The sequence below is a fragment of the Pontibacter sp. HSC-14F20 genome (assembly GCF_019599265.1).
GTDB lineage: Bacteria > Bacteroidota > Bacteroidia > Cytophagales > Hymenobacteraceae > Pontibacter.
In genome coordinates this window covers 438472-464129 of sequence record NZ_JAHZTC010000001.1, presented here as the reverse complement: position 1 = coordinate 464129, position 25658 = coordinate 438472, and the positions used below count along the sequence as shown (strand labels likewise).

General features: G+C 49.5%; 19 protein-coding genes. 8 read left to right on the top strand and 11 right to left on the bottom strand.

Annotated features, from left to right (window positions below):
- Positions 1-179 precede the first annotated feature (179 nt).
- From K3G39_RS02085 to K3G39_RS02050, 8 genes are all read right to left on the bottom strand, one after another.
- Positions 180-797, bottom strand: coding sequence for a chemotaxis protein CheC (locus K3G39_RS02085; protein WP_220624495.1), 618 nt, complete (start codon positions 795-797; stop codon positions 180-182).
- Between the two features lie 42 nt (positions 798-839).
- Positions 840-2474, bottom strand: a complete 1635-nt coding sequence (locus K3G39_RS02080) for a chemotaxis protein CheA (RefSeq protein WP_220624494.1) — start codon at positions 2472-2474, stop codon at positions 840-842.
- A 4-nt stretch (positions 2475-2478) separates the two neighbouring features.
- Complete coding sequence (locus K3G39_RS02075) at positions 2479-3597, bottom strand: chemotaxis protein CheB (protein WP_255593761.1); 1119 nt, start codon at positions 3595-3597, stop codon at positions 2479-2481.
- A gap of 53 nt (positions 3598-3650) precedes the next feature.
- Positions 3651-4013 carry a response regulator gene (locus K3G39_RS02070; protein WP_220624493.1) on the bottom strand — a complete coding sequence of 121 codons (363 nt, stop codon included), beginning with the start codon at positions 4011-4013 and terminating at the stop codon, positions 3651-3653.
- 35 nt (positions 4014-4048) lie between these two features.
- Complete coding sequence (locus K3G39_RS02065) at positions 4049-4636, bottom strand: chemotaxis protein CheW (RefSeq protein ID WP_220624492.1); 588 nt, start codon at positions 4634-4636, stop codon at positions 4049-4051.
- A 14-nt stretch (positions 4637-4650) separates the two neighbouring features.
- Positions 4651-9225 carry a HAMP domain-containing protein gene (locus K3G39_RS02060; protein WP_220624491.1) on the bottom strand — a complete coding sequence of 1525 codons (4575 nt, stop codon included), beginning with the start codon at positions 9223-9225 and terminating at the stop codon, positions 4651-4653.
- Positions 9226-9358: 133 nt separating this feature from the next.
- Entirely contained in the window at positions 9359-10105 is a 747-nt protein-coding gene (locus tag K3G39_RS02055) for a ParA family protein (protein WP_220624490.1), read from the bottom strand.
- Positions 10106-10203: 98 nt separating this feature from the next.
- Positions 10204-10692, bottom strand: coding sequence for a histidine phosphatase family protein (locus K3G39_RS02050; RefSeq protein ID WP_220624489.1), 489 nt, complete (start codon positions 10690-10692; stop codon positions 10204-10206).
- A 167-nt stretch (positions 10693-10859) separates the two neighbouring features.
- Between K3G39_RS02050 and topA the strand changes: the two genes are divergently transcribed.
- The 3 genes from topA (at position 10860) to K3G39_RS02035 (ending at position 17244) form a co-directional block, all read left to right on the top strand.
- Complete coding sequence (gene topA / locus K3G39_RS02045; RefSeq protein ID WP_220624488.1) at positions 10860-13292, top strand: type I DNA topoisomerase; 2433 nt, start codon at positions 10860-10862, stop codon at positions 13290-13292.
- A 153-nt stretch (positions 13293-13445) separates the two neighbouring features.
- The gene (locus tag K3G39_RS02040) at positions 13446-14144 is read left to right on the top strand and encodes an NAD-dependent deacylase (protein ID WP_220624487.1); all 699 of its coding nucleotides are present in this window, start codon (positions 13446-13448) and stop codon (positions 14142-14144) included.
- A 316-nt stretch (positions 14145-14460) separates the two neighbouring features.
- Complete coding sequence (locus tag K3G39_RS02035; RefSeq protein ID WP_255593753.1) at positions 14461-17244, top strand: outer membrane beta-barrel protein; 2784 nt, start codon at positions 14461-14463, stop codon at positions 17242-17244.
- A gap of 91 nt (positions 17245-17335) precedes the next feature.
- Here K3G39_RS02035 and menC read toward each other — a convergent pair whose 3' ends face one another.
- The gene (gene menC / locus K3G39_RS02030; RefSeq protein ID WP_220624486.1) at positions 17336-18415 is read right to left on the bottom strand and encodes an o-succinylbenzoate synthase; all 1080 of its coding nucleotides are present in this window, start codon (positions 18413-18415) and stop codon (positions 17336-17338) included.
- 140 nt (positions 18416-18555) lie between these two features.
- Between menC and egtB the strand changes: the two genes are divergently transcribed.
- From egtB to K3G39_RS02010, 4 genes are all read left to right on the top strand, one after another.
- Entirely contained in the window at positions 18556-19821 is a 1266-nt protein-coding gene (gene egtB / locus K3G39_RS02025; protein ID WP_220624485.1) for an ergothioneine biosynthesis protein EgtB, read from the top strand.
- A gap of 4 nt (positions 19822-19825) precedes the next feature.
- The gene (gene egtD / locus K3G39_RS02020; RefSeq protein ID WP_220624484.1) at positions 19826-20833 is read left to right on the top strand and encodes an L-histidine N(alpha)-methyltransferase; all 1008 of its coding nucleotides are present in this window, start codon (positions 19826-19828) and stop codon (positions 20831-20833) included.
- A gap of 218 nt (positions 20834-21051) precedes the next feature.
- The gene (locus K3G39_RS02015; RefSeq protein ID WP_220624483.1) at positions 21052-22392 is read left to right on the top strand and encodes an MATE family efflux transporter; all 1341 of its coding nucleotides are present in this window, start codon (positions 21052-21054) and stop codon (positions 22390-22392) included.
- A gap of 72 nt (positions 22393-22464) precedes the next feature.
- Positions 22465-23052 (top strand): DUF922 domain-containing protein, encoded by a 588-nt coding sequence (locus K3G39_RS02010; protein ID WP_220624482.1) that lies wholly within the window; start codon positions 22465-22467, stop codon positions 23050-23052.
- A gap of 73 nt (positions 23053-23125) precedes the next feature.
- Here the strand turns inward: K3G39_RS02010 and K3G39_RS02005 are convergent, their stop codons facing one another.
- The gene (locus K3G39_RS02005; protein ID WP_220624481.1) at positions 23126-24667 is read right to left on the bottom strand and encodes an FAD-dependent oxidoreductase; all 1542 of its coding nucleotides are present in this window, start codon (positions 24665-24667) and stop codon (positions 23126-23128) included.
- Positions 24668-24850: 183 nt separating this feature from the next.
- On the opposite strand from K3G39_RS02005, the gene K3G39_RS02000 reads away from it, so the two are divergent.
- Positions 24851-25207, top strand: coding sequence for a tRNA-binding protein (locus K3G39_RS02000; protein ID WP_220624480.1), 357 nt, complete (start codon positions 24851-24853; stop codon positions 25205-25207).
- A gap of 1 nt (position 25208) precedes the next feature.
- Here the strand turns inward: K3G39_RS02000 and K3G39_RS01995 are convergent, their stop codons facing one another.
- Entirely contained in the window at positions 25209-25619 is a 411-nt protein-coding gene (locus K3G39_RS01995) for a DUF4296 domain-containing protein (protein ID WP_370627174.1), read from the bottom strand.
- Positions 25620-25658 lie beyond the last annotated feature (39 nt).

Below are 25658 nucleotides of genomic sequence, written 5' to 3'. Positions count from 1 at the left end.
GCTATAATCAAACTACACCTTTCAGTTAGAATAGTACGAAGCGAGCCACGAACCGTCTCAAATAAGAGTAGGAATAGCCCAAAAAGTGAACGAGCTATACCTGTCGGGATGAAACAGACAGGTATAGCTCGTCAGATAATTTATTTCAAAAAATTATCAGCAGGTATAGAATGTATGGCTTATACCTTAAAAGTTCTGATAATGTCAAGCATTTTAAGTAGTGTGCTGGTATCGAAGAAGAGCAGCAGGGGCAGTTCTACGTCTTTTGAGTTGTGCTGAAACTTTGTGATAACAGTAAAAACGAGCGGCTGAAATAGCGGGTGCTGCACCAGAATATCTTTTAGTGAGTTCGCGATATGGCTTTTAGGGGCTTTTGGCGGTGATCCGTAGATATTACTCTTCAGAATGTTGGCTAACTGCGTTACCAGTGCGCCCGTGATGATATTGCTGATCTCAAGTAAAAGTGACTCCTGCATCACATTCAGTTCGCCCTTCTGCACGTTCAGCATGCTAAGGCAAACGTTGGAAAGCAGGGTGATGTGCTCATCTGAAAAAAGCATGAGCGTAGCCCCGTTGAAGTCTCCTTTTATATCAGACTGAATGATAAAGTGTGAGTTCTCGTATCTGGCGATGAGCGAAATAAGGTCTTTAACTTCAATCAGCTGCACATCAGGCACCTTGAGCATCACCTTATCTTTGGCGATAGTAGCAAAAGAATCGGCAGCGCGGGCCAGTCCTATATTCAGGATCTCCTTGATAATATCCTTTTCCAACTCGGTTACATGCGTATCCATCATGTTCATCGTGTTATTAATAATGTTATCCATCGCCTCAGTTCCTCATCTTCTGTTCACAAAGTATCTGGTAATAGCGGGCACATCCAGCACCAGGCATACCTTACCTGTACCAAGCAGCGTGACACCGCCATATAAATCAATGCTATCCAGCGGTTTGCTGAGTGGCTTCACCACTATATCCTGCTGCCGGTATAGCTTGTCCACAATCAGGCCGAGTTTGCGGTTGTTATACGAAACAATAATGATGTTCTGTACCTGACCCTTTAACCGTGTTTTATCACCCAGACGCATCTGGCTTTCTTCTACATTCAGGAGCTCGTCCAGGTACACTACCGTTACGGTCTCCCCTTTAATATCGGCAACGAGCACATCCCCTACTTCGTGGAGTTCGTCTTTATCCAGGGCCACCACAGAATCGGTATGGATTAGTGGGATGGCATAGAAAATACTGTCTATCTCGAATAAGAGTGCTCCCTTAACTGCAATTGAGGTTGGTAACTGCAGAATAAAAGAGGTTCCTTTGCCTTTCTCTGACTCTATACGAATGCGACCGCCTATGGAGTCAATCGCATTTTTCACTACATCTAAACCGACACCCCGGCCAGAGTACTCTGTTACCTCCTTGGCCAGCGAAAAACCGGGCTCAAACAGGAAAGAGTATACTTCTGAGTCCGGAAGCCCATCTGCCACTTCCCCTGCAATCATATGCCGCTCAACAGCTGCTTTCTTAACTTTTCCGACATCAATTCCTCTTCCATCGTCAGCTAAGGTGATAATCACACTTTCGCGGTCGCTGCGGGCTGAGAGCTGAAGCGAACCAACTTTGGGCTTGCCCACCTTAGCACGCTGTTCAGGCTTTTCAATACCGTGCGTGATCGCATTGCGCACCAGATGCAGCAACGAATCTGTTATAATCTGCAGAATATTGCGGTCAATCTGAATGTCTTGACCAGTTAACTCCAGGTTAATTTCTTTTTTCTCGGAAGTCGAGATATCGCGCACCACCCTCGGGAATTTGTTGAACAAAGTACCGATGCTAACCAGGCGCGCATCCATCACACTGTACTCCAGGTCCTCTGTAATCCGGTATAGGTGGGAGCTTACAGTCTTTAGTTCATCATTGTCCAGTTCGCGGCTTAGAGAGAGAATTCGGTCGCGGTCAATGATTAGCTCCCCCACCAGGTTCATGAGGTGGTCCAGTTTCTTTACCTGAATGTAAATGAGATCGGATAGCGTCAGGTTTCGTGAAGTACTGAACTTCTGCACCTTAGCCAGCTCTACCGTACTGTCCGAAAGGCTATCAACAATGATATCGAGGTTGCGGATCAGAACCGGATCAATTTCCACCTGCCGTTCGCTGTCAATGCCCTTGATCAGTTCACCGAGCAAGTCGATACCGTCAAAAAGGACACCAACTACTTCATCGCTGAAACTCAGTTCCTTGTTGCGGATCAGGCCAAAGGCAGTTTCAAGTTTATGCGATACATCGGAAATCTGCAGGTAGCCAATCGCTTTTGCGTTTGCCTTCAGGTTATGCAGCATACGGAATATCTCCGCCAGCACCTGATCGTCCTGCGGCTTTTTTTCCAGTTCGCTGATGAGCCTGTTAAGGGCGTCGTAGTACTCCAGCGCTTCTGCTATAAAAATCTCTTTATACTCCTGCTCTCTCGATTTCATGAATTCACGTCAGTTGTACTGACTTGCTGCTGTTTGCTGCCACATACCAGTTCAGGTACTGGCCAATTTCTGACAAAGGCAGCACTTTGTCAGTATTACCACTATCTATGGCTGATTTTGCCATTCCGAAAATGGCAGACGATGCCTCATCCTGTGCTATGACATACCCTCCTTTGCGCTGTGATAGGGCCAATACTCCTGCTGTGCCATCTTTGCCCATACCTGTCAGAACCACACCAATCACGCGTCGCACGCCACTCTGCGCCACCGTCATTATCAGTTGGTCAACTGAGGGTAGATCATGCGCTGTGCCGTCGTTTTCACTAAAGCCTATTTTTAAATTGGCGGTATTTCCCATCACAGTATGTACAATCATGTTTCTACCTCCGGGGGCTATAATCACTTTACCAGGCATAGGAATCATACCTGCACGCCCTTCAACCACAGCTAAGTCCGTCATGCCCTTTAGTCTGCGTGAGTAGCTATGCGTGAACTTGGGAGGCAGGTGTATAGCAACTAAAACACAAGCCTTCAGCTTTGGGTCGAGTTGTCTGATTATCTGCTCCACCGCTTGCGTTCCACCAGTGGAAGCTCCCATCACAATGATCGTGTCTGCCGTCACATTTCGGAACTCCTTTTTTGCCGTTGCCTGAGGTATAATCTGTGCTTCCTCGCCCAGCATACTCAGGCGTTTTTTAGGGTCAAAGTATTCCGACTCCCGCACTGCGACTACTTTTCTGCGAATCTCGTCCGCTATTGACCTATAGGCAGGTCTTGTACTAGGGCCTGGTTTTAGGATCACCCCAAAAACGCCTAGATCGATAGCTTGCTCGAGAAGATCAAGACTGAGCTGTTCTTTTTCAACCAACATCACGATCGGTGTGGGGCACTCACTAAAAACCTGCTTAAAAACTAATAACTGCGCATTTTTCCGAAGATCCACTGAAGCCAATATAACATCCACTTTTTGATGGCGCAAGATTTCCAGCACTTGATCTCCGCTAGAGGCAAGTCCAATGACCTCCAGATCAGGTGAGCTGCTCAGTATACTTTCAAGCACAAGGCGGGCGTGACTTGATCCGTCAGCAACCAGTACCTTCAGCCTGTTATTCTGTCTTTTCAAAGTACATCTCCTTTACTTCTACCAACAATACGTACTCCTTAAGTCAGAATTTACTACTCTTCGAGCGCTTTCTTTACTACCTCCAGCACCCGTTCCTCTGAGAAAGGCTTTACGATATAGGAAAGTGCACCGTATTCCAATGCTTCATTCACGATAACTTCCTGCCCTACGGCACTCACAATCACGACCTTCATGTCAGGCTGATCTGCTTTAATGCCCTTGAGCACATCAAGTCCTGTATTGTCTGGTAAAATAACATCGAGGGTAATCAGGTCAGGATTGGTTTCTTTGGCCAGTTCCAGTGCTGTCTGTCCGTTCGGAGCTTCCCCAACTATCTCATAACCTGCATCTGTGAGCATGTTTTTGAGCATTGTGCGCATGTAGAAGGAATCATCTACAATCAGAATTCTTTTCATACCTTAAAGTATAGCTTCAATTTGAATGAATTGCTTTAATTAATTTTCAACTCCCTGATCTCATCCTGGGTCAGGATTTTGTACATATCCAACACGATTATCAGGCGGTTGTTTACTTTCGCAATGCCCTCTATGTAGTTTTCATTAATGTTGATGTCCTGCAGAAACGAAGGGGCCTTGTCAATTTTGGTCATGGACAGGTTCAGGGACTGTGGCACTTCGCGCACGATCACACCAATACTGTATTCCTTTGCTTCAATCACTAAGGTATAGGTGATACGCGGATTCAGGTCATCGGCCAAAGGAACAGGACGTATGCCAAAACGCTCCTCGAGATTCATAATGGCGATAATATCCCCCCGGATATTGGCTACTCCTTTAATAAAGTCGGGCGTTCGTGGCATTCGAGTCACATTCGGCGTGACCGTCACCTCCTTTACCTGTTCTATCTTGATGCCGTATTCTTCTGCGCCAAGTTTGAAGACGATCAGGTGAATCATCTCTTCTTTAACTGCTTCCGCTTTGGCAAGCTTCTGATTAGCAAGTGCTGCCGCATTGTCCGGCCCGGACTCCACGACGCCAGTTGTTGGTTGCCCCTCTTTCTTGTTAGTCTTTTCTTTCATCAGTCCGGAACGTTTTAATTACTGCTGTCCTCGCTGTTTTTATTTCTGGAGCTAACGGAGCTCAGTCGAGCATTTCCTGCCAATTGCTTCTGCTTCGGCTTGGAAGGCATGGAAGCCAGGCGACGATTCTTAGGGCTGTGGTTAAACACCAGATTACCATCCACCAGCTTGAAGGCTGAAATACTGATTTGCAGATCAGCAGCAATGTCATTCAGGTTCTGAGAAGAGGAAGTAAGTTCCTGCATGGAGGTAGACAGTTGCTTGGCTGTGCTCGCTACCTGCTGAGTACCTGAGGCTGTTTGTTCCGCAATGGCTACCACTTCTTCCACGTACTTCACTACGTCGCCAATCGATGACTTCTGTACCTCAGTCGCCGTCAGGATGTCCTGTGCAGTACGAAGCGTTTCACCACTCGAAGCAGCAATGTTCTTAAAGGCGCCGGAAGCTTCAAACGTTGCATTCTTCCCTTTCAATACACGGCCTTCCATGGTCGAGATCGCCATGGCAGCAGAGGCGGTATCTTTTTTCACATCATCCACCAGCGTCGCAATTTCACTCGCTGACTTGCGTGAACCTTCGGCCAGTTTACGAATCTCTTCGGCAACTACTGCGAAGCCACGGCCTGCCTCTCCTGCACGAGCCGCCTCAATGGCAGCATTCAGGGCAAGCAAGTTAGTCTGTGCTGCAATGTCAGTGATCACACCAAGTGATTTGGAGATTTCCTGCGAGCGGGCACTCAGTACTTCGATCGTTTTGGAGGTGAGTGAAGCTGAGCTGGAGATTTCTTCCATGTTTTTCACCACTTCTGCCACTGTCTTCAAACCAAGCTGGGAAGTTTCCTCACCAAGCAAGGCCGACTTGTTCACCACTTCCGCACGGTTAGCCGTGTCTTTCGTGGTTTTCATGATTTCCTCAATCAATTTGAAAGCCTGGTCTGTCTTAAGGGCCTGATTCTGGGCACCTTCCGCCATTTGCTGCATAGCAAGTGCTACGTCCAGCGTTACGCGGTTCATCTCAAGGCCTTTGTCCGCCATTTCTTCTGAAGAGCTTCCCACAACCAGTGAAGAGTCATTTATTTCACCTAGTAGGGCATTCAGGTTGTCAACCGCCAGATTCAGGGCATTGGCCATATCTAGAATGTCACCAGCTGTGTGGGCCTCTACTTTCTGAGTCAAGTCACCTTCAGAAATTGCACGAACAACGCGGGACACTTCCAGCACTGGCGTTACAATGGACTCCAGCAGGTCATTTAGCGTATCAACCAGTTCTTTCCAACTGCCACCTACGCCTGCCAGTGTGGCACGTTCGGTCAGTTTTCCTTCCACACCCGCTACTCTCGCCACACGGCTAACCTCACCCGCTAATCGGTTCAGGTCTACCACCATGGTATTGATCGTATCGGCGAGTTCTGCCACTTCACCTCTTGCCTCGAGGGTCAGTTTCTGTGTCAGGTCACCTTTTGATACTGCGGTTACTACGCGTACTATACCTCGCACCTGTGTTGTCAGGTTAGAGGCCATCGTATTTACATTATCTGTTAAGTCTTTCCAGGTACCACCAACATTTGGCACATTTGCTTGTCCGCCCAGTTTACCTTCTGTACCTACCTCAAGCGCCACACGGGTTACCTCACCGGCGAAGATGTTGAGCGAGTCCACCATGCGGTTGATGTTTTCCTTCAACTCACCCAGCTCGCCTTTCACATCCACAGACACTTTCTGCGTCAGATCACCCTTGGCCACCGCCGTGGCAACTTTCGCAATATCACGAACCTGAAGCGTCAGGTTGGAAGCCATGGTGTTTACGTTGTCAGTCAACTCTTTCCAGGTACCGCGTACTTTTGGTACGTTCGCCTGACCACCCAAGCGGCCTTCCGTTCCCACCTCTCTTGCCACTCTCGTTACTTCATCAGCAAAGATGTTGAGGGAATCCACCATTTGGTTGAGGTTCTCCTTCAGATCCAAAATCTCACCGCGGGCTTCCACTGTAATTTTCTGGCTTAGGTCACCTTTCGCTACCGCCGTCGCTACCTTGGCAATGTCACGAACCTGAGAAGTCAGGTTGGAAGCCATGTAGTTCACATTATCGGTCAGGTCCTTCCAGGTACCGGCTACGTTTGGCACATTCGCCTGTCCACCCAGTTTACCTTCTGTACCTACTTCACGTGCCACACGGGTTACTTCATCACCGAAGATGTTGAGGGAGTCCACCATTTGGTTCAGGTTCTCCTTCAGATCAAGAATCTCTCCTCTCGCCTCCACTGTGATCTTCTGACTCAAGTCACCTTTCGCTACTGCAGTGGCTACTTTTGCTATACCTCGTACCTGCGTTGTCAGGTTAGAGGCCATCGTATTTACATTATCTGTTAAGTCTTTCCAAACACCTGCCACATTCGGCACGTTAGCCTGGCCACCCAATTTACCATCAGTACCTACCTCAAGCGCCACACGGGTTACCTCACCGGCGAAGATGTTGAGCGAGTCCACCATGCGGTTCATGTTTTCCTTCAGCTCATTCAGCTCGCCTTTCACATCCACAGATACTTTCTGCGTCAGATCACCCTTGGCCACCGCCGTGGCAACATTGGCAATGTCACGAACCTGCAGCGTCAGGTTGCTAGCCATGGTGTTCACGTTATCGGTGAGGTCCTTCCAAACACCACCCACATTTGGTACCGATGCTTGTCCACCGAGACGACCTTCCGTACCTACTTCGCGCGCCACTCTGGTTACTTCGTCAGCAAAGATATTGAGGGAGTCCACCATTTGGTTCAGGTTCTCCTTCAGATCGGCCAATTCGCCTTTCACGTTCACCGTGATCTTTTGGCTCAGGTCGCCTTTCGCTACCGCCGTCGCTACATTAGCAATGTCGCGTACCTGGAGCGTCAGGTTAGAAGCCATGTAGTTTACGTTATCAGTCAGTTCTTTCCAGATGCCGGCCACGTTTGGCACGTTGGCTTGGCCACCCAGTATACCCTCTGTACCAACCTCACGTGCCACACGGGTTACTTCCGCTCCAAACACATTCAGTCGGTCCACCATTTCATTCAGGATGTCTTTCAGGTCACCTAGCTCCCCTTTCACGTCTACAGACACCTTTTGGGTCAGGTCACCTTTCGCTACGGCGGTTGCTACCTCAGCAATGTCACGAACCTGAAGAGTCAGGTTACCGGCCATCAGGTTTACGTTATCAGTCAGTTCTTTCCAGGTTCCCTCCACGTTCGGCACTGTCGCCTGTCCGCCCAGTTTACCTTCTGTTCCCACTTCGCGGGCCACTCTGGTTACCTCACCGGCAAAGATGTTGAGCGAGTCCACCATCTGGTTGATGATGTCTTTCAGTTCAGCCATCTCACCGCGCACATTCACCGTGATCTTCTGGGTCAGGTCGCCTTTCGCAACTGCAGTAGACACGTTCGCGATGTCACGCATCTGAGAGGTCAAGTTGCTGGCCATGGTATTCACGTTGTCAGTGAGGTCTTTCCAAACACCACCCACGTTCGGTACTTTAGCTTGTCCGCCAAGGCGACCTTCCGTTCCCACTTCACGTGCCACGCGAGTTACCTCGTCCGCGAAGATATTGAGGGAGTCCACCATCTGGTTCATATTGTCCTTCAGCTGGGCAAACTCACCACGTACATCCACAGATATTTTCTGGGCCAGGTTACCTTTCGCCACCGCAGTCGCCACACTCGAAATGTCACGTACCTGCGAGGTCAGGTTACTGGCCATCGTGTTTACATTGTCAGTCAGGTCTTTCCATACACCGGCTACGTTTGGCACCGATGCCTGGCCACCCAGTTTACCCTCGGTACCCACTTCGAGGGCCACACGGGTTACCTCACCCGCAAACAGGTTCAGGTTATCGATCGTACGGTTGATCGTTTCGGCCATGACCTTGAAGTCACCTGACACAGGGATCTGGAACGTTTCGTCCAGGTTACCACGCGAAATGTTCTTCAGTACTTTACCCACTTCAAGTACCGGAACCGCAATGGAGTCCACTAGACCGTTGATGTTGTTGATCATGTCCTTCCAGAATCCGGAAGCATTCTCGGCCGAGGCACGGGCCTTAAGATTACCTTCTACTCCCGCCACCTTCGAAATACGAGACACCTCGCCACCCACACCACCGATCATTTCCACCATCGAATTATAGGCTTCGGCGATCTCGGCAAAAATGTCGTCGTTCTGTTTTGTCAGGCGAACCGAAATGTCCCCTTTCTTAAAGGCGTCGAGCGCGTAAAGCACCTTATTAAGTTGTTCGCTAATGTATTCAGGACTGGATGGCAATACCTGTTTGCGGCTTTGCTTACCATTCGGCATACCTTTAACAGCAAGCGAGCTGGTGCTGGTGCCGGCATCATTTCTGGCAGCAGCGTCAGGGGTATCCGCCTTTGCGGCCGGGGTGGCAGCAGTAGCACTATCCTGTTTCATTGGCGGCTTTTCCTGTTTCTCCTCCACCACTGTAGTGGCAGCAGGCAGCTGCTGTTTCGCTTTTGCGCGGGTGGGAGTCGTCTTTTCAGATTGGCTGGTTTCTACATCACTAATGAGCTTGTCTTTGCTCAGCTTCAAATTTTTACCTAAGGCCATATGTTTAGGGTTGTATGGGGTTTGTCATCTGCTCGGCCCTTCGTCAGCATCAGGTATAAGCTGACTGGCTGAACAGTACAAAGGGTATGTTAATGCAATTTACTCAAAAATAGCGATTTTATGCAAATACGCGCTATACCTGACAGAACTCGGCAGCAAGCGCTGCGTAATCTTTTGCTCCGTTAGAGGAGCCGTCATAATCGAGTACGCTCTTTCCAAAAGAGGGTGCTTCGGCCAACTTCACATTCAGTCGGATCTGGCTGTCGAAAATCTTTTCCTTCACATTCTCCTGCAGGTAGGCGAGCACTTCCTGACTCAGTTTGCGGCGCACGTCAAACATGACCACTACGATTCCTTTTATTTTAAGTTTCGGATTAAAGGCTTTTTTTACTTTGGCGATTGTTTGCATGATTTGGTCCAGGCCCTGCAGGGTAAGCACCTCCATTTGCAGCGGTATAAGCACTTCATGGGCCGCTGTCAGCGCATTGAGGGTAAGCACCGAAAGTGAGGGCGGACAGTCAATCAACACATAGTCAAAGCCTTTGACCTGAGCAAGCATAGTTTTCAGAAACTGCTCCCGGTCAGGCTGCGACACCAGCGATATCTCTACATCCACCAATTCGTTGGAGCCCGGAGCCACCCAAAGGCCATCTCTTTCGACCAGAATTTCTTTTATAGAGCGCGTTCCTAAAAAAGCTTCGGCCAGCGTATTGTCTGGGGATGAGACGGCGAGACTGTAGGATAAATTGCTTTGAGGATCGAGATCAACCAACAGGACTTTATGCCCCAATTTGCTCAATGCACTGCCCAGGTTGATGGTGGTGGTCGTTTTGCCTGTACCGCCTTTTTGGTTAATAACGGCTACAATTTTGGTTTTCATCCAGCTTCTTGATGATCAGGTATAGGTGTGAAAAAATAATAGTCTCTAAAGCTATCAAAAAAAATCGAGAAATAATGGTAACTGGGCCGTTTATGGCCTTAGGGCTGTGTAAACTCTGATTCGAGCTTTCCAGTTTTGATATGCAGATCCTGCCAGGTGTCAAGATCCAGCCTGATGGCATATGCACCGGCGGGTTCGAGGTAGCCGACGTGTTGTTCTGTGAGGGTGCGGACCAGACTGGTTATACCTGGATTGTGCCCCACCAGCAATACACGCTGTATACAATCAGGCAAATTGCTCAGAACATTAACCAGCAGACTTTCCCGGGCATTATAAAAATCGGGTTCGTACTCGATCTGTTCTTTATCAAAGTATAGCTTCTCAGCCAATATTCTTGCCGTCAGCCCGGCTCGGGGGGCCGGACTACTCAGTATTTTATCGACTTTCTGAAACGAATCGCGGAGCCATTGCCCGGTGAGCCGCGCCTGATGTTGCCCATTTTTTGTAAGTTCCCGCTCAAAATCAGGTTGGAGCGGAAAAGGATCATTTGACTCTGCGTGGCGGCAAATGACTAACAATCGTTGCATATAAATATAAAAGTGGTCCGTATAGATAGTTAAGCTACAAAAAACAGCCTGTTCACAAGAACTATGATGGCATGTTAAACCTATGTTATCAATTTCAGGTTGTATATGTTTGAAAAAAAATTTGAACTTTGGGCAAAATTCAAACGAATCGCCCCTAAATATAAAGGATGATAAAAAATTTAGTCATAGTCGAGTCACCGGCCAAGGCCAAAACGATTGAAGGATACCTGGGAAAAGATTTTGTGGTGAAATCGAGTTTCGGCCATGTGCGGGACCTGCCTAAAGACAACAACGCCATCGATATCAAAAATAAGTTCAAACCGACTTACGTGATATCGAGCGACAAAAAGGAAGTAGTATCCCAACTGAAAAAACTTGCTAAGGAAGCCGAAACAGTTTGGCTCGCATCGGACGATGACCGCGAAGGAGAAGCCATTTCGTGGCACCTGACCGAAGCCCTGGATCTGAATATAGCCAAAACTCGTCGTATTGTTTTCCGGGAGATCACAAAAAATGCGATCCTGAATGCCATCAGTTCTCCCCGTGGTATTGACATGGACCTGGTGAACGCGCAGCAGGCCCGCCGTGTGCTGGACCGTTTGGTAGGCTTTGAGCTTTCGCCGGTACTCTGGAAAAAAATAAAAACAGGTTTGTCCGCCGGCCGTGTGCAGTCAGTAGCTGTGCGTCTGGTGGTGGAGCGTGAGCGCGAGATTGAGAAATTCAACGCAGAGCCGAGTTTCCGGATCACAGCACAGTTTGATGTACAGGGCAAAACCCTGGAGGCTGAACTGCCTGCAAAGTTCAAGACCGAGGAAGAGGCCCAGGCTTTCCTGCAGCGTTGTATCGGAGCGACCTATACGATTGGGAACCTTGAAACCAAACCGCTCAAGCGCAGCCCTGCTCCTCCTTTTACGACCTCTACCCTGCAACAGGAGGCCAGCCGCAAGCTCTACTTCTCGGTAGCTCAGACCATGACTGTTGCGCAACGCCTGTACGAAGCCGGTAAGATATCTTACATGCGTACCGACTCCCTGAACCTGTCAGACGAAGCAATTCAAGGGGCATCTAATGCAATCATAAACTCTTTCGGGGAGAAGTTTGTGAAAACCCGCCGCTTCAAAACGAAGTCATCAGGAGCACAGGAAGCGCACGAGGCCATTCGCCCAACCGACTTCTCTCAACTGACTGCCAGTAGCGACCGCAACGAGCAGCGCCTGTACGAGCTGATCTGGAAGCGCGCGATTGCCTCTCAGATGGCAGATGCAGAAATTGAGAAAACAACTGCTACCATTGATATTTCGACACAGCCGGAAAAACTGGTGGCCACCGGCGAAGTGATCAAGTTTGAGGGCTTCTTGAAGGTATACATCGAATCGAAGGATGATGAAGAGGGAGCCGATGAAGACGTGAAAGGTATGTTGCCCCCGTTGAGTATAGGTCAGGTACTTGGCTTGCGCCAGATGCAGGCTACACAACGCTACTCCCGCCCTGCCCCAAGGTATACGGAAGCCAGCCTGGTGAAGAAACTGGAAGAAATGGGCATCGGCCGACCATCGACTTACGCTCCTACTATCTCTACTATTCAGAAACGAGGTTATGTGGAGAAAGACAGCCGCGAAGGAAAAGAACGTAAATTTAACGTACTGACCCTGAAAAACGACCAGGTTACAGCCCAGACCAAAACCGAGATAACAGGTGCGGAAAAGAGCAAGCTCTTCCCAACTGACACGGCCATGGTGGTGAATGATTTCCTGGTAGAGCACTTCCCAAATGTGATCGACTACTCTTTCACGGCCCGTGTAGAAGCCGAATTTGACGAGATCGCACACGGTCAGCAGGAATGGGAACAGATGCTGGAAAATTTCTACGAGAAATTCCACAAACGCATCGAAAACAGTGAGAACATCAACCGGGCCGACGTTTCCGGTGCGCGTGAAGTAGGTATAGATCCTGTTTCCGGTCAAAAAATACTGGCCAAATTAGGTCGTTTCGGTCCTTATGTGCAGTTGGGAGAGGAAAATCCGGATACTGGTGAGAAGCCCGTATACGCCAGTTTGCGCAAAGGCCAGTTCATTGAAAGCCTGTCACTGGAAGATGCACTGGACCTGTTTAAATTGCCACGGATTGTAGGGATGTATGAGGAGAAGGAAATGAAAGCAGCCATCGGTCGGTTTGGTCCTTACATCAGCCATGCCAGCAAGTTTTACTCCTTGCCCAAAACGCTGGACCCGATGATGGTAACGGCTGAAGAGGCGATCGCACTGATTGAGGCCAAACGCAAGGCTGATGCTGAGAAACTGATCAAATCATTCCCGGAGAATGCCGAGGTGCAGGTGCTCAACGGCAGGTATGGCCCCTACATCGTGGTCGGAAAGAAAAATGTGAAGATCCCGAAAGGCAAGGAACCTGCTGAGTTAACCCTGCAGGAATGTCTGGATCTGGCAGAACAAACCCCGGAAAAGAAAGGCCGTGGCGGATTCAAGAAAAAGGCGGAGACCGCCACAGCCGAGAAGAAGCCAGCTACAAAAAAGGCCGCTGCCAAAAAGCCAGCAGCCAAGAAACCGGCAGCAAAAAAAGCAGCCGCTCCAAAAAAGAAATAATTTTAAAGAAGCCGCTCCTACCCGAGCGGCTTCTTTATGGTATACCCGCAGGTATAGGTAAAGGTATAGGTATAGGCTTCGTTCTGTGGCGGGTAACGGATTAAACCAAGTCTGAACACAGGCAGTAAAAAGAACAAACCATTTCAACACCAGATGACGAAGAAAAAACTTGTTGTGCTCACAGGAGCAGGAATAAGCGCAGAAAGCGGTATAGCCACATTTCGTGATGCGAACGGACTTTGGGAAGGGCATGATGTAATGGAGGTCGCCTCTCCGCAGGGATGGCGCAAAAACCCTGAACTTGTGCTGGACTTTTACAACCAGCGCCGTAAAAATGCCCACAGCGTGCTACCGAATGCAGGGCATCAGGTTCTGGCTGAGCTCGAGCAGGACTTTGACGTGAAGATCATTACGCAAAACGTGGACGACCTGCATGAACGTGCTGGCTCTACCGATGTGATCCACCTGCACGGAAAACTCTTCGAGAGCCGCAGTTCCCTCGATCCCAAACTAATTTATCCGATAGAAGGCTGGCAGTTGAATTTAGGTGATAAATGCGAGCGTGGATCTCAGTTGCGCCCGAACATTGTTTGGTTTGGAGAGCCTGTGCCCCTGATGGAGCAGGCGATGGTGGAAACACTTGGTGCTGACATCTTTCTGGTGGTGGGTACCTCCCTGGTCGTATACCCTGCTGCCGGGCTCGTAGATCTGGTACCCGATGAAGCACCGATCTTGGTGGTGGACCCGAACCTGCCGTATATGCGTCCGCGTCCCAACCTGCACCTGTTTGAAGAGAAGGCCAGTACAGGTATGGACAAGGTTAAACAACTGCTTCAGGAGAAATATCTGTAAGCCTATACCTGCAAAACCGGATTCCCGGCACAAAATTAAATTGAGAAGCGCTACACTGTGATTTTATTTCCCAAAATGGAGGCTGAACGTATACCGATCAGCCTTTTTGGTTGTTTTGCCATCGCACAATCCTATCCTATACCTATCGGACAATTCCTTGAAAATATTTTTACCGGATGGTTAAACCTTTGCTGCTCTCACAAGCTCTAAGGGTTGAAGAAAAGGGCTTACAGGCAATTTACTGCGGGCTCCTGACAAAAGCATTACCCCGTTAAAGCAATACACAAATTCCCACTACTACTACACAACATTAAGAATGAGAAAGTTATTCTCTCTGCTGATCATGCTGATCAGCTTTTCACAGGTATACGCACAGGCTGTAACCGGCACAGTGCAGAGCGCTACAGACAAAAGCGGTCTGCCGGGTGCCAGCGTGGTCATGAAACGGGCTACCAGCGAAGCGATTCTAACAACTATGACGGATGGCCAGGGCGCTTTCCGTTTTGAACGTGTTCCTTCTGGAAATTATACCCTGGAGGTTCGATTTCTGGGTTTCGACATGCTGACACGACCCGTGCAGGTGGCACAGACGCCCATGAACCTGGGTGTGTTAAGCATGCAGGAGCAAAACACCCGTTTGGGTGAAGTACAGATTATCGGGCGTGCACCGCTCGGTGAGCAAAAGGGTGACACTTCGCAGTTTAATGCCAAGGCTTTTAAAACAGCCCCGGATGCCAGTGCCGAGGATCTGGTAACCAAAATGCCAGGCGTACAGGTACAGGACGGCCGCATTCAGGCACAAGGCGAGGAAGTGCGCCAGGTAATGATTGACGGCAAACGCTTCACCGGCGAGGACGTAACTTCTGCTATGCGCAACATCTCATCCGACATGATCGAGAACGTGCAGATCTTTGACGCACAAAGCGATCAGGCTGCTTTCAGCGGCTTCGAGGATGGTAACAGACTGAAGACCATCAACTTTATTACCCGCAAAGACCGTCGCCAGGGCTATACCGGCAAGATATCAGCAGGTTATGGAACCGACGACCGTTACATGGCTGGTGCAGCTATCAACTACTTTAACAACGACCGCCGCATCACAATAACAGGACTGACGAACAACATCAACATGTTCGACTTCTCAATCGGTGAAACGCCGGGTGGTGGCATGCGCGGTCGCAGAGGCGGCTGGGGCGGTGGCTCCCCGGTTGGCATCATCAACACCAACAACTTCGGTATTAACTACCAGGACAAGTGGGGTAAGAAGATGGATGTGAGCGCCAACTACAACTACACCAACCGCGACATTGTTAACGACCAGTACCGTTTCCGTGACTTCGTATCAGACGAAGCAGGATTGCAGTACACGGAAGATTCTAACAACAGAGACCGCGAGGACGGGCATCGCCTGAATATGCGCCTGCAGTATAACATCAACGCCAACAATCGCCTACTCGTAACGCCAAGCCTGCGCGTGCAGAACGATGACAACTTCACTGGCAGAAATGCCCGTACCTTTGATCTGAACGGTACACTGTCAGAATCTTTGAACCGCTCCAGCTCAGATAACACCTCATTCAACTTCAACAACAACATCCTGTACTCCAAGCGTTTTGGTGACTCTGGCCGCATTTTAACGACCAACTTCAACACAAGCATTAACAACGTAGACGGTGATGGTTTTCAGTACGAGCAAACACAGAACTTTGAGAACCCTGACAACAACGTACTACGAGATCAGTACATACGCCTGGATCGCAAAAACTTCAGCTGGTCAGGTAGCACCAACTACTCACAACGCCTGGGTGAGCAATCTCGCCTGCAGTTAGAGTACAGTATCGGCAACCAGATGCGTGACTCGGATCGCAGAACTTACGACTATGTAGAAACTGCCGGTGAGTACGTTAACTTCAACATGCCATTGAGCAGCACATTCAAGAGTGATTACCTGTCACAGAGTGTGGGTCCAAGCTACCAGTTCCGTAACGACAAGGCCAGATTGCAGGTGAACGCCCGTTACGAGTATGCTGTACTCGAATCAGAAACCCAGTTTCCGGTTGCCCTGAATCCTTTGAAGCGAAAATTCAGTAACTTCCTGCCGTCTGCAGAGTATGAGTTCAAATTTTCACAGTCCCAGAACCTGACCCTCAACCTGAGAACCAACACCAACGCGCCGTCTGTGGAGCAGCTGCAGGAAGTGCTCGATATCTCGAACCCATTGCAGGCACGCATTGGTAACGCCGATCTGGATCAGGATTATCAAACTCGCGTTAACGTACGCTACCGTAACTTTAATGCCGAAACTAACCGCGTGTTTTTTATCGGTATGTTCGGTACAATGACCAATAACTACGTCGCCAACAGTGTGTACACAACCAGTGCACCGGAAGGTATAGCCGAAGGATATGAGTTCCGTCCGGGTGCCCGCCTGAGCCGACCTGAGAACATGGATGGTTACTACAACGTGCGCTCATTCTTCAACTACGGACAGCCGCTTAACTTCATCAGCTCGAACTTTAACGTAAACGGTTCGGTGGGATATTCCAGAATACCAGGAAAGATTGACGGAGAGGTGAACTACGCTAACAACACCAACCTGGGTGCCGGCTTCAACATCAGCAGCAATATCAGTGAGAAGATAGACTTTACAGTGTCTACTTTCTCCAGCTACAACATCGTGAATAACACACTGCGCACCACACAGAACAACAATTTCTTCAACCAGAACACGAGCGTGCGCTACAACTGGATCCTTTGGAAAGACCTGGTATACCGCACGGAGCTGAACCACCAGTATAACTCTGGCCTATCTGCCGGCGTGGACAACAGCTTCCTGCTTTGGAATATGAGCCTGGGCAAGAAGATCTTCAAAGACAAGCAAGGTGAGATCAGCTTGAGCGTGAATGACCTGATGAACCAGAACGTGAGCATTCGCCGTAACGTCACAGAATCTTATGTGGAAGACGTGCAGTCGACCGTATTGCAGCGCTTCTTCATGCTGACTTTCTCCTACAACATCCGCAGCTTTAAAGGAGCTCCGGCGCCTGAGGAGAACATGCAGCGTGGTCCTGGAATGCATCGTGGTCGTCCGGGTATGTAATAATTGAAATGATTCCTATATCAGAAAAGGCCTGCAAGTTTTGCAGGCCTTTTCTGTTTTGGGTAGGTGTGCAGGTATAGGTAGGTATAGCTTATGCCTGTTCGGGCAATTTTCCCCAGATGACTTCGTTATACCATAACCAGCCCTTGTTAATTTGCAACGGAGAGGCGATGTTGTTGTGGTAAAGCTGTCCTGTGCCGAGCCCCTGCGGCATGTGAATGTTATAATTAGCCGTGAACTGGCTGATCGCGTTTAGCCCGATGTTCGATTCCAGCGCCGAAGTCATCCACCAGCCAATGTTGCGTTGCTCTGCCAGCTTAATCCAGTCAGCACTCGCTTGAAGTCCTCCTACCAATGTGGGTTTCAGGATGATGTACTGCGGCTTTATAAAATCTAACAAGTCCAACTGCCGTGTCGCTTCCTGCACGCCGATCAGTTCTTCGTCCAAAGCAATAGGTATAGGCGTATAGGCACAAAGCTGCTGCATCTGCTCGGGTTGTCCTTGCCGGATGGGTTGTTCAATGGAGTGCAGGCTATACCTGGCCAGGCGTTCCAACTTCCGGAAAGCTTCTTCAGGTGCGAAGGCACCGTTGGCATCCACCCGGATGGTCAGCTCTTCCGGCCCGGCTACTTCCCGGATCTGATGCAGTATATCAAGCTCTGTGGCAAAATCCAGGCTGCCTATTTTGAGTTTCAGACAGGTATAGCCCTCAGACAGTTTTTTTCTGATCTGCTCCTGCATAAAGTCTTTATCTCCAATCCAAATCAAGCCATTGATGGGTATACCTGCCTTCCCCTGACTGAAGTCGTTTTCAAAAAGGATTTTCCGCCCCCCCCGCTGCAGGTCCAGCAGCGCCGTTTCAAGTGCAAACCGGATGGCTGGCCACTCGCGCAGATCATCAGACTTTAGCAATTGCAGCACTTCGTCTGGTGTAATAAGCTTCTCATTCACTTCATTTTTCAACTGCCTGAGTTTCGCTTCCAGATCAGGGCGAGCGTCGATGCTCAGGCCTGGAAGCGGCGCACACTCCCCTATACCTGTTATCTGCTGATTATCCGTATCCCGAAGTTGCAAGTAATAGACCTGGTGCGTGCGCATAGCACCGCGCGAGGTACGGGCATCGAATTTGAACTGAAGCTGATGAGGCGTAACGGACAATTGTAGAGACATAATGGCGTAAAATTAGGCTTTCCAAATTCGGCTTATCGAAAACAAAGTACGTAGAAAAAGAGTTAACACGACAGTCACAAGCATATTAAAGCTTCAAATTACACCTGCTTCATTACCACTTTGCCAACCAGCGCATCTCCATGACAACGATAACTGCCTCCATCAGCCAGACCATACTTGAGCGATTCAACCAGATTCGGGCGCAGACTGAAAAAATCTGTTCCCCGCTGGAGTCAGAAGACACGGTAGTGCAGCCGATGATCGATGTGAGTCCTCCGAAATGGCATATGGCGCATACGACCTGGTTTTTTGAACAATTTGTGCTTGGGCCATACCTGAAAAATTATCCGGTGTTTCATCCCAGATATACCTTTCTGTTCAACTCTTATTACAATACGGTGGGCAACCGCGTGCAACGGGCAGAACGAAGTACGCTTACACGCCCCCCGCTCCGGGATATTTATGCCTACCGCCGCCATGTGAACGAAAACATGAGTGAATTACTACAAACCGTAAGTGATGATCAATTGGTAGAACTGTTGCCCGTGCTGGAACTGGGTTTGCAGCATGAACAGCAACACCAGGAGCTACTCATCACGGATATCAAATACATTCTGAGCACTAATCCGCTTTTACCGGCCTATACCAAAACAGATGCAACGCCGAAAACAGAGGATCCGGGGAAGCCTGAATTCCTGGAGGTACCCGGCGGCATTTACCGCATCGGTTTTCAGGGAGAAGGTTTTTGCTTCGACAACGAGCTGGGTGTGCACGACGTGCTGCTGCCGGACTTTAGTATCATGAACCGCCTGGTGACAAACGCTGAATACCTGGCGTTTATGCAAGACGGCGGGTATAGCGATTTTCGCTTCTGGCTGGATGAAGGCCTGGCCATGGTAAGAAATGCCAGCCTGAAAGCTCCCTTGTACTGGCTGGAGCAGGACGGGGACTGGTTCCAGTATACCTTACATGGCCTCGAAAAACTGGATCTGCACAAACCTGTCAGCCACATCAGCTTTTATGAAGCTCAGGCCTTTGCTGCCTGGTCAGGTAAGCGCCTCCTGACCGAGTTTGAATGGGAAGCCGCGACACAGGTATACCTGCCCGCTTCGGGCAACTTTCAGGAATCAGGTTTGTTCGAACCCAGAGCAGCTACGCATAGCAAAGGTATACAGCAACTTTACGGCGATGCCTGGGAATGGACCTACAGCGCCTATCATCCTTATCCTGGTTTTACAACTGCTGCCGGAGCGCTGGGCGAGTACAATGGGAAGTTCATGATTAACCAGATGGTGATGCGTGGCGGTTCCTGCGCTACTCCCGGCAACCACATCAGGACCACCTACCGTAATTTCTTTCATCCCGACAAACGCTGGCAGTTCACCGGAATTAGACTGGCACAATAAAACTATGCTATTACAAACTACACCTAATAAACTGATTGACCTCTCGCGCAAAACCGACGGCAGCCAGGATCGTGCTGCTTTTGCCAAAGATGTGGCAGATGGCCTGAGCCAAAACCCGAAGCAATTATCATCCCGCTACTTTTACGATGCCAAAGGTAGCAGGCTATTCCAAGATATCATGGCCCTGCCGGAATACTACCTGACACGTGCCGAGTATAGCCTGATGCAGCAGCACCGATCAGCTATGGTCAGCACCTTTGCAGCCGGTGGTTTCTTTCATCTGGTCGATCTGGGTGCCGGAGATGCTATGAAATCGAAACTGCTGCTACAGGAATTGATCGAACAAGGAAAGCCTTTCGACTATGTTCCGATGGATATTTCGGGGTCTGCGATGCAGGGACTAAGCAAGAACCTGCAGCATGAGCATCCGGAGATACAAGTACAAGCTGTTGTGGCAGAGTATATCACGGGCTTAAAATGGCTCGAACAGCACTTGACTGAGCGGAAAGTGGTGCTCTTTCTGGGCTCTAACATTGGTAATTTTGAGCGCAAAGAGGGGCTGGATTTCCTTTCCCAGATCAGGCAGCATCTACAGTCAGGGGACCTATTTCTGCTGGGTGTAGATTTATCCAAAGATCCTGCTACCATTCTGGCAGCCTACAACGATGCGAGTGGCATAACTGCCACATTCAATCTGAACCTGCTGGAGCGTATCAACCGGGAACTGGGGGGTAATTTCGACATGGATGCTTTCAAGCACTTTGCGCTATTCGACCCACAGCTGGGCGTAATGAAGAGCTTTTTAGTTAGTCAGCGTGAGCAGGAGGTATACATCGAGGCTACACAAGCGCGTTATACCTTTGCTGCATGGGAGGCAATTCATACCGAAAATTCGCACAAGTATACCTTGCCCCAAGCTACCGAAATGGGCCGAATAGCTGGCTTTGAGCTTATCACTTCTTACCTGGATGAAAAGGGCCTTTTTGCTGACATGCTCTTCAAAGCTGTATAATCGCCTGGTATAACCTAAATCATCTCACCATGATAACCAAAAAAATAATTTTGACCGCTGCATTGGTCTTGCTTCCGATACCGGCTAAGGCAATTCTGGCAAAGCTCCGCAGTTCAAAGAAGCCACCTGTACATACCTAAATAGCACACGAATATTCCAGAACTGGTGTCGGACAAAGGAAAAAGCGCTAATTTTGCAGTCCTTTTTCCCGACGCCCTATGCTATCATTAGAATACAAAGAACACTTCCATAAAAATTTCCTGCTGGCATACCCTGTGGTGCTCAGTCAGTTGGGGCACATCATGGTGAGTGTGGTTGACAGCATGATGGTGGGTCAGATCGGTACTATACCTTTAGCCGCTGCATCGCTGGGCAACAGTATTTTCACGATCACGATGGTGTTCGGACTGGGAGTTTCGTACAGCATCACACCGCTTATCGCAGCAGCAGACGGCCGACGAAATTATACCCGCATCTCCCTGCTCCTGCTTAACGGGTTGTTTTCCAATCTGCTGCTGGGAGTTATCCTGTTCATAGCCGGGTACTTCCTGTCGCCATACATTACCTGGCTCGATCAACCGGAAGAAGTAGTCAGACAAGCTATACCTTACGTCAATATTCTGTTTCTGTCGATGGTGCCGCTGATGTTGTTTCAGGGTTTCCGCCAGTTTGCGGAAGGGCTTTCGCTCACCAAGCAGGCCATGTATATCTCCATCATAGCCAATGGACTCAACGTGGTGCTCAACTACATCCTGATCTACGGTAAACTTGGGTTTGAACCGATGGGGCTTGTAGGTGCGGGTTGGGCTACGCTGATCTCGCGCGTTGTGATGGCACTGATGATGGGCGGATATGTGCTTTACGCTAAACGTTTTGCTGCTTTCCACCGATTTCTCACTTTCCGGCATCTGTCTTTTGTGCACATGTATCATATCTTCCGTTTAGGCCTGCCTATCTCCGGACAAATGGTGTTTGAAATGGGCGCCTTCAGCTTCTCTGCCATCATGATCGGGTGGCTGGGCGCACGTGAACTGGCCGCACACCAGATTGCCATTAACGTAGCATCGGTCACTTATATGATGGCCAGCGGCATCGCAGCAGCGGCTACCATCCGGGTGGGCAATCAGAAAGGTCTCCGCAACTTCAGGGCCATGCAGGTGGCGGGCACCAGCAGTTTTATGATGGGCGTGCTGTTCATGATGGTGAGCGGACTTCTTATGATTGCTGGGAAAAATTTTATACCTTCCCTATACCTGGACGATTCGATGGTGATCGAATTAGCCTCTACCCTGCTGATCATAGCTGCCCTGTTCCAGATTTCGGATGGGGTGCAGGTGGTAGGACTTGGTGCGCTGCGAGGCCTAGAAGATGTGCGTATACCTGGGCTTATCTCCCTGATTGCCTATTGGGTAATCGGTCTGCCGGTTGGGTATATACTCTGTTTTAAACTCGATTTTGGCGTGCATGGTATCTGGACTGGTTTGTTGGTCGGTTTGTCAGTAGCCGCTATATTACTATTCTTGCGCTTTAAAATGCTAAGCAACAGGCTTAGTAAATAAAATAATGCAATAGTGGCACCTATTTACAGGTGACCGTGTTGCCCCGATAGAGACTTTTTAAACTTTTAGCCGATGTTTATTTTTACTCTACTTCTTAGCCTACTGGTGGGCTTGCTTTTGCCGCATCCCACTCCAGCCGGTTCACCGGCTTCTGTTATTTACGTTCCGAACGCAGCCGGTCTCATTATTTCAAATAATGAGCATCTGGCCTGGTCTGCTACCCGGAAATTGAACTGGGAAGACTTCAGGGGTACACCCGAGTCCGACAACCCCCATCATGCCCTCACGGCAGCCAACCTGGCCGTAGACGCCCGGTGTAAAGACAATAAGTTTTACTACGAGGTAAAGTGCGTGTTCCTTCCCGGAGAATCCTGGTCGAAGAACAAGCAGTCAGACAAGCTGCTGGCTCACGAACAGCTGCATTTTGATCTGACAGAAGTGCACGCCCGCCTGCTGCGCAGGGAGCTAAAAGAACTCGGAATGTCATGCGTCAACCTGAAGACAAATCTGAACTCGACTGTCGGGAATGCCTTTAAAGCCTGGAAAGCTGAGCAGGACCAATTTGACAAAGTGTCGCGCCATGGGCTGGATGCTCAGGTACAGGCAGATTGGTCTACACGCATTAACCAGCGTCTGAAAGAGTTGGATGCCTGGAAATAATAAAAAAAATTAAAAAGCCCTGCTTTACGACTTTGTAAAGCAGGGCTTTTTGTTAGCTGTTACAGTCCCGATTTTATTCTGCCGGACCCAGGTCTTTGGTTGCCGGACCAGTAATTACCTTACCAAATGGGTCAAAACGGGAGCCGTGGCAGGGACAATCCCAGGAACTTTCCACTTCGTTCCAGTGCACCACGCAGCCCAGGTGTGTACATACTGCCGAGCACTGATGCCGCACGCCGTCCTGATCGCAGTATACAGCTACTTTACTCATACCTTTGCGCATAATTTTGCCCGTTCCCGGCAGTACTTCCATCGGATCATTCACCTCTCCGGGCATCACGTAATCCTTGAACTGAGCGGCTACGTTGATGTTCTCTTTTAAAAACTCTCCCACTGACTTAGTGCTCTTGCGAGCTGGATCATACAACTTCTCCCATGCGTTCGGCCTGCCTTGTATCAGATCGGTAATTAACATACCTGCAATCGTGCCGTGTGTCATCCCGTGGCCCGAATCGCCGGTAGCAATGTATACATTTTCGGAGTCACCAGGATTACGGCCTATAAAGCCCAATCCGTCAACAGGTTCCAGCACCTGGCCCGACCAGCGATACACCACCTCTTTGGCCATCGGAAAATGCTTGCGCGTCCAGCGTTCAAGTGCGCTAAACCGCTCACTCAAGTGATCACCCTGTCCTGTTTTGTGATCTTCGCCACCTACTATCAGCAGGTCCAGGTCTTCTGCATTATCACCACCTGCTTTGCCTTTCAGCAACCGGACATAGTGGTACGGATCTTCCATGTCCCAGTACAGCGCATCCGGCACTTCGCCCTGCCGCACGGCAAGCCCGATGGCATACGTCCGGTAAGGCGCCTGTTTGGTGTGCATCGTCACCATGTCATTGATCGGTGTGTTGGTTGTCACCACCAAATGGTTGGCTGAAACTGCGTGGCCCTCTTTTGAAACAACCGATACAACCGGGCCTGTTTCAAAGCGCTCCACCTTTGTTTGGGGGAAGATGCGGCCGCCTGCATTGATAAAAGCATCAGCCAATGCAGATAAGTATTTCAGGACGTGAAAGTGCGCCTGGTTCGGGTATTGCAGACAAGGAAATTCAGTCAGGGAGCTTAGCGGTGCGTGTTTGCGCAGCACCACATCCAGCCATCCTATTTTCTGCAGTGCCTCCAACTCCTTCATCAGGTCATTCTGCTGCTGATTGTCTGTGGCGAAAAGGTAACCGTCTACCCGCGCGAAATCGCAGTCAATTTTTTCCTCTTTTATGATTTCTTCGATCTTATCGATGGCCTTTCCGTGGCTTTGCGCAGCCAGACGTGCACCGTCCTCGCCAAATAGGCGAATCAGCGCATCGAAGCGTTCATCCAAAGCGTTGGACAAGTGAGCGGTTGTGCGGCTCGTCTCGCCACCGCCTATTTCTTTGGCCTCGAGCAGTACGACATCGCGGCCTTCTTTGGCCAACAGGTAGGCCGTTGTGACACCTGCTATACCTGCTCCGACAATGCACACATCACATTTGATATTATCGTGAAGGGGACTTGTAACAGGCATCGCTATATTCTCTACCCACACGGGTAAACTAGCTCCGGATTCTTTTTTCATAGTTTTACTGGTTATGCAATAGCTTCGTCTGACTTATACTTTTTGCGATTTTAACAGTAAGAAAGCCAGTTGCATAGGATACGCGGGTATAGGCCTAATGTTACTGCAGAGACCAGCAGCAGCGTATAACGAGCCATTTTTTAAAACAGAATCCTTAACTTGGAGAGAAAAACAGAGAGAACCATGCACACACCTGAGCAGGCCATGCCAACCATTTCATGGCAGCATTTTGAACAGACTGATATACGAGTAGGCACCATAGTCGAAGCCACTGAATTCCCTGAAGCACGCAAACCGGCATATAAACTCCTGGTCGATCTCGGTCCGCTGGGCTTGAAAAGATCGAGCGCTCAGATAACCAAGCACTATACTTTAAAGGACCTGCCGGGGAAGCAGGTGCTGTGTGTGACCAACCTCGGAAAAAAGCAAATTGGCAAATATATGTCGGAGGTGCTTGTGACCGGTTTTGCTGACGAGAACGGCGATATTGTACTGGCTCAGCCAGCCGGCCCGGTACCCAATGGGAGTAAACTGATCTGAGTTAGTAAGCCTGTTTCATACCTTCCAGAATTGGCACCGGAGGTTGAGGCCGGGGAGCGCCAGTCGTGTCAGTGGATCGCAGTTTGGCTTCGCGCACGCTCAGCGTGTCCAGGATGATCTCGTAGAGTTTGTCCATCTGCGCCAGGTTGTTCAGGTAATAGCGGTAAGTTTTTCGAAACTCTTCCTCTTCTACCCCATGATCCGCCAAGATCTGCATCTGTTCTTTGTTGAAGACCATCAATGCTGTATCCGGGTATAGGACGTTGGTTTCGATGCGGGCTTCGGCAATATGCACGTCGGCCAGTATCTGCACCATCTGCTGCTCAGGCAGCAGGTCAGCAGGTCGCTTTTCGGTACTTTGGCCACAGCCAGTCAGTACGACAAAGGAAAGTAGGTATAAAATTCGTTTCACGAATGTAATATTACGGGAATATGTCCTAATTTTAAAATC

What these genes read in the sequence shown, in the direction of transcription:
- K3G39_RS02085 (WP_220624495.1), bottom strand. Translation starts at nt 797, where the DNA reads ATGATGGATACGCATGTAACCGAGTTGGAAAAGGATATTATCAAGGAG.
- K3G39_RS02080 (WP_220624494.1), bottom strand. Translation starts at nt 2,474, where the DNA reads ATGAAATCGAGAGAGCAGGAGTATAAAGAGATTTTTATAGCAGAAGCG.
- K3G39_RS02070 (WP_220624493.1), bottom strand. Translation starts at nt 4,013, where the DNA reads ATGAAAAGAATTCTGATTGTAGATGATTCCTTCTACATGCGCACAATG.
- K3G39_RS02065 (WP_220624492.1), bottom strand. Translation starts at nt 4,636, where the DNA reads ATGAAAGAAAAGACTAACAAGAAAGAGGGGCAACCAACAACTGGCGTC.
- K3G39_RS02060 (WP_220624491.1), bottom strand. Translation starts at nt 9,225, where the DNA reads ATGGCCTTAGGTAAAAATTTGAAGCTGAGCAAAGACAAGCTCATTAGT.
- K3G39_RS02055 (WP_220624490.1), bottom strand. Translation starts at nt 10,105, where the DNA reads ATGAAAACCAAAATTGTAGCCGTTATTAACCAAAAAGGCGGTACAGGC.
- K3G39_RS02050 (WP_220624489.1), bottom strand. Translation starts at nt 10,692, where the DNA reads ATGCAACGATTGTTAGTCATTTGCCGCCACGCAGAGTCAAATGATCCT.
- topA (WP_220624488.1), top strand. Translation starts at nt 10,860, where the DNA reads ATGATAAAAAATTTAGTCATAGTCGAGTCACCGGCCAAGGCCAAAACG.
- K3G39_RS02040 (WP_220624487.1), top strand. Translation starts at nt 13,446, where the DNA reads ATGACGAAGAAAAAACTTGTTGTGCTCACAGGAGCAGGAATAAGCGCA.
- K3G39_RS02035 (WP_255593753.1), top strand. Translation starts at nt 14,461, where the DNA reads ATGAGAAAGTTATTCTCTCTGCTGATCATGCTGATCAGCTTTTCACAG.
- menC (WP_220624486.1), bottom strand. Translation starts at nt 18,415, where the DNA reads ATGTCTCTACAATTGTCCGTTACGCCTCATCAGCTTCAGTTCAAATTC.
- egtB (WP_220624485.1), top strand. Translation starts at nt 18,556, where the DNA reads ATGACAACGATAACTGCCTCCATCAGCCAGACCATACTTGAGCGATTC.
- egtD (WP_220624484.1), top strand. Translation starts at nt 19,826, where the DNA reads ATGCTATTACAAACTACACCTAATAAACTGATTGACCTCTCGCGCAAA.
- K3G39_RS02015 (WP_220624483.1), top strand. Translation starts at nt 21,052, where the DNA reads ATGCTATCATTAGAATACAAAGAACACTTCCATAAAAATTTCCTGCTG.
- K3G39_RS02010 (WP_220624482.1), top strand. Translation starts at nt 22,465, where the DNA reads ATGTTTATTTTTACTCTACTTCTTAGCCTACTGGTGGGCTTGCTTTTG.
- K3G39_RS02005 (WP_220624481.1), bottom strand. Translation starts at nt 24,667, where the DNA reads ATGAAAAAAGAATCCGGAGCTAGTTTACCCGTGTGGGTAGAGAATATA.
- K3G39_RS02000 (WP_220624480.1), top strand. Translation starts at nt 24,851, where the DNA reads ATGCACACACCTGAGCAGGCCATGCCAACCATTTCATGGCAGCATTTT.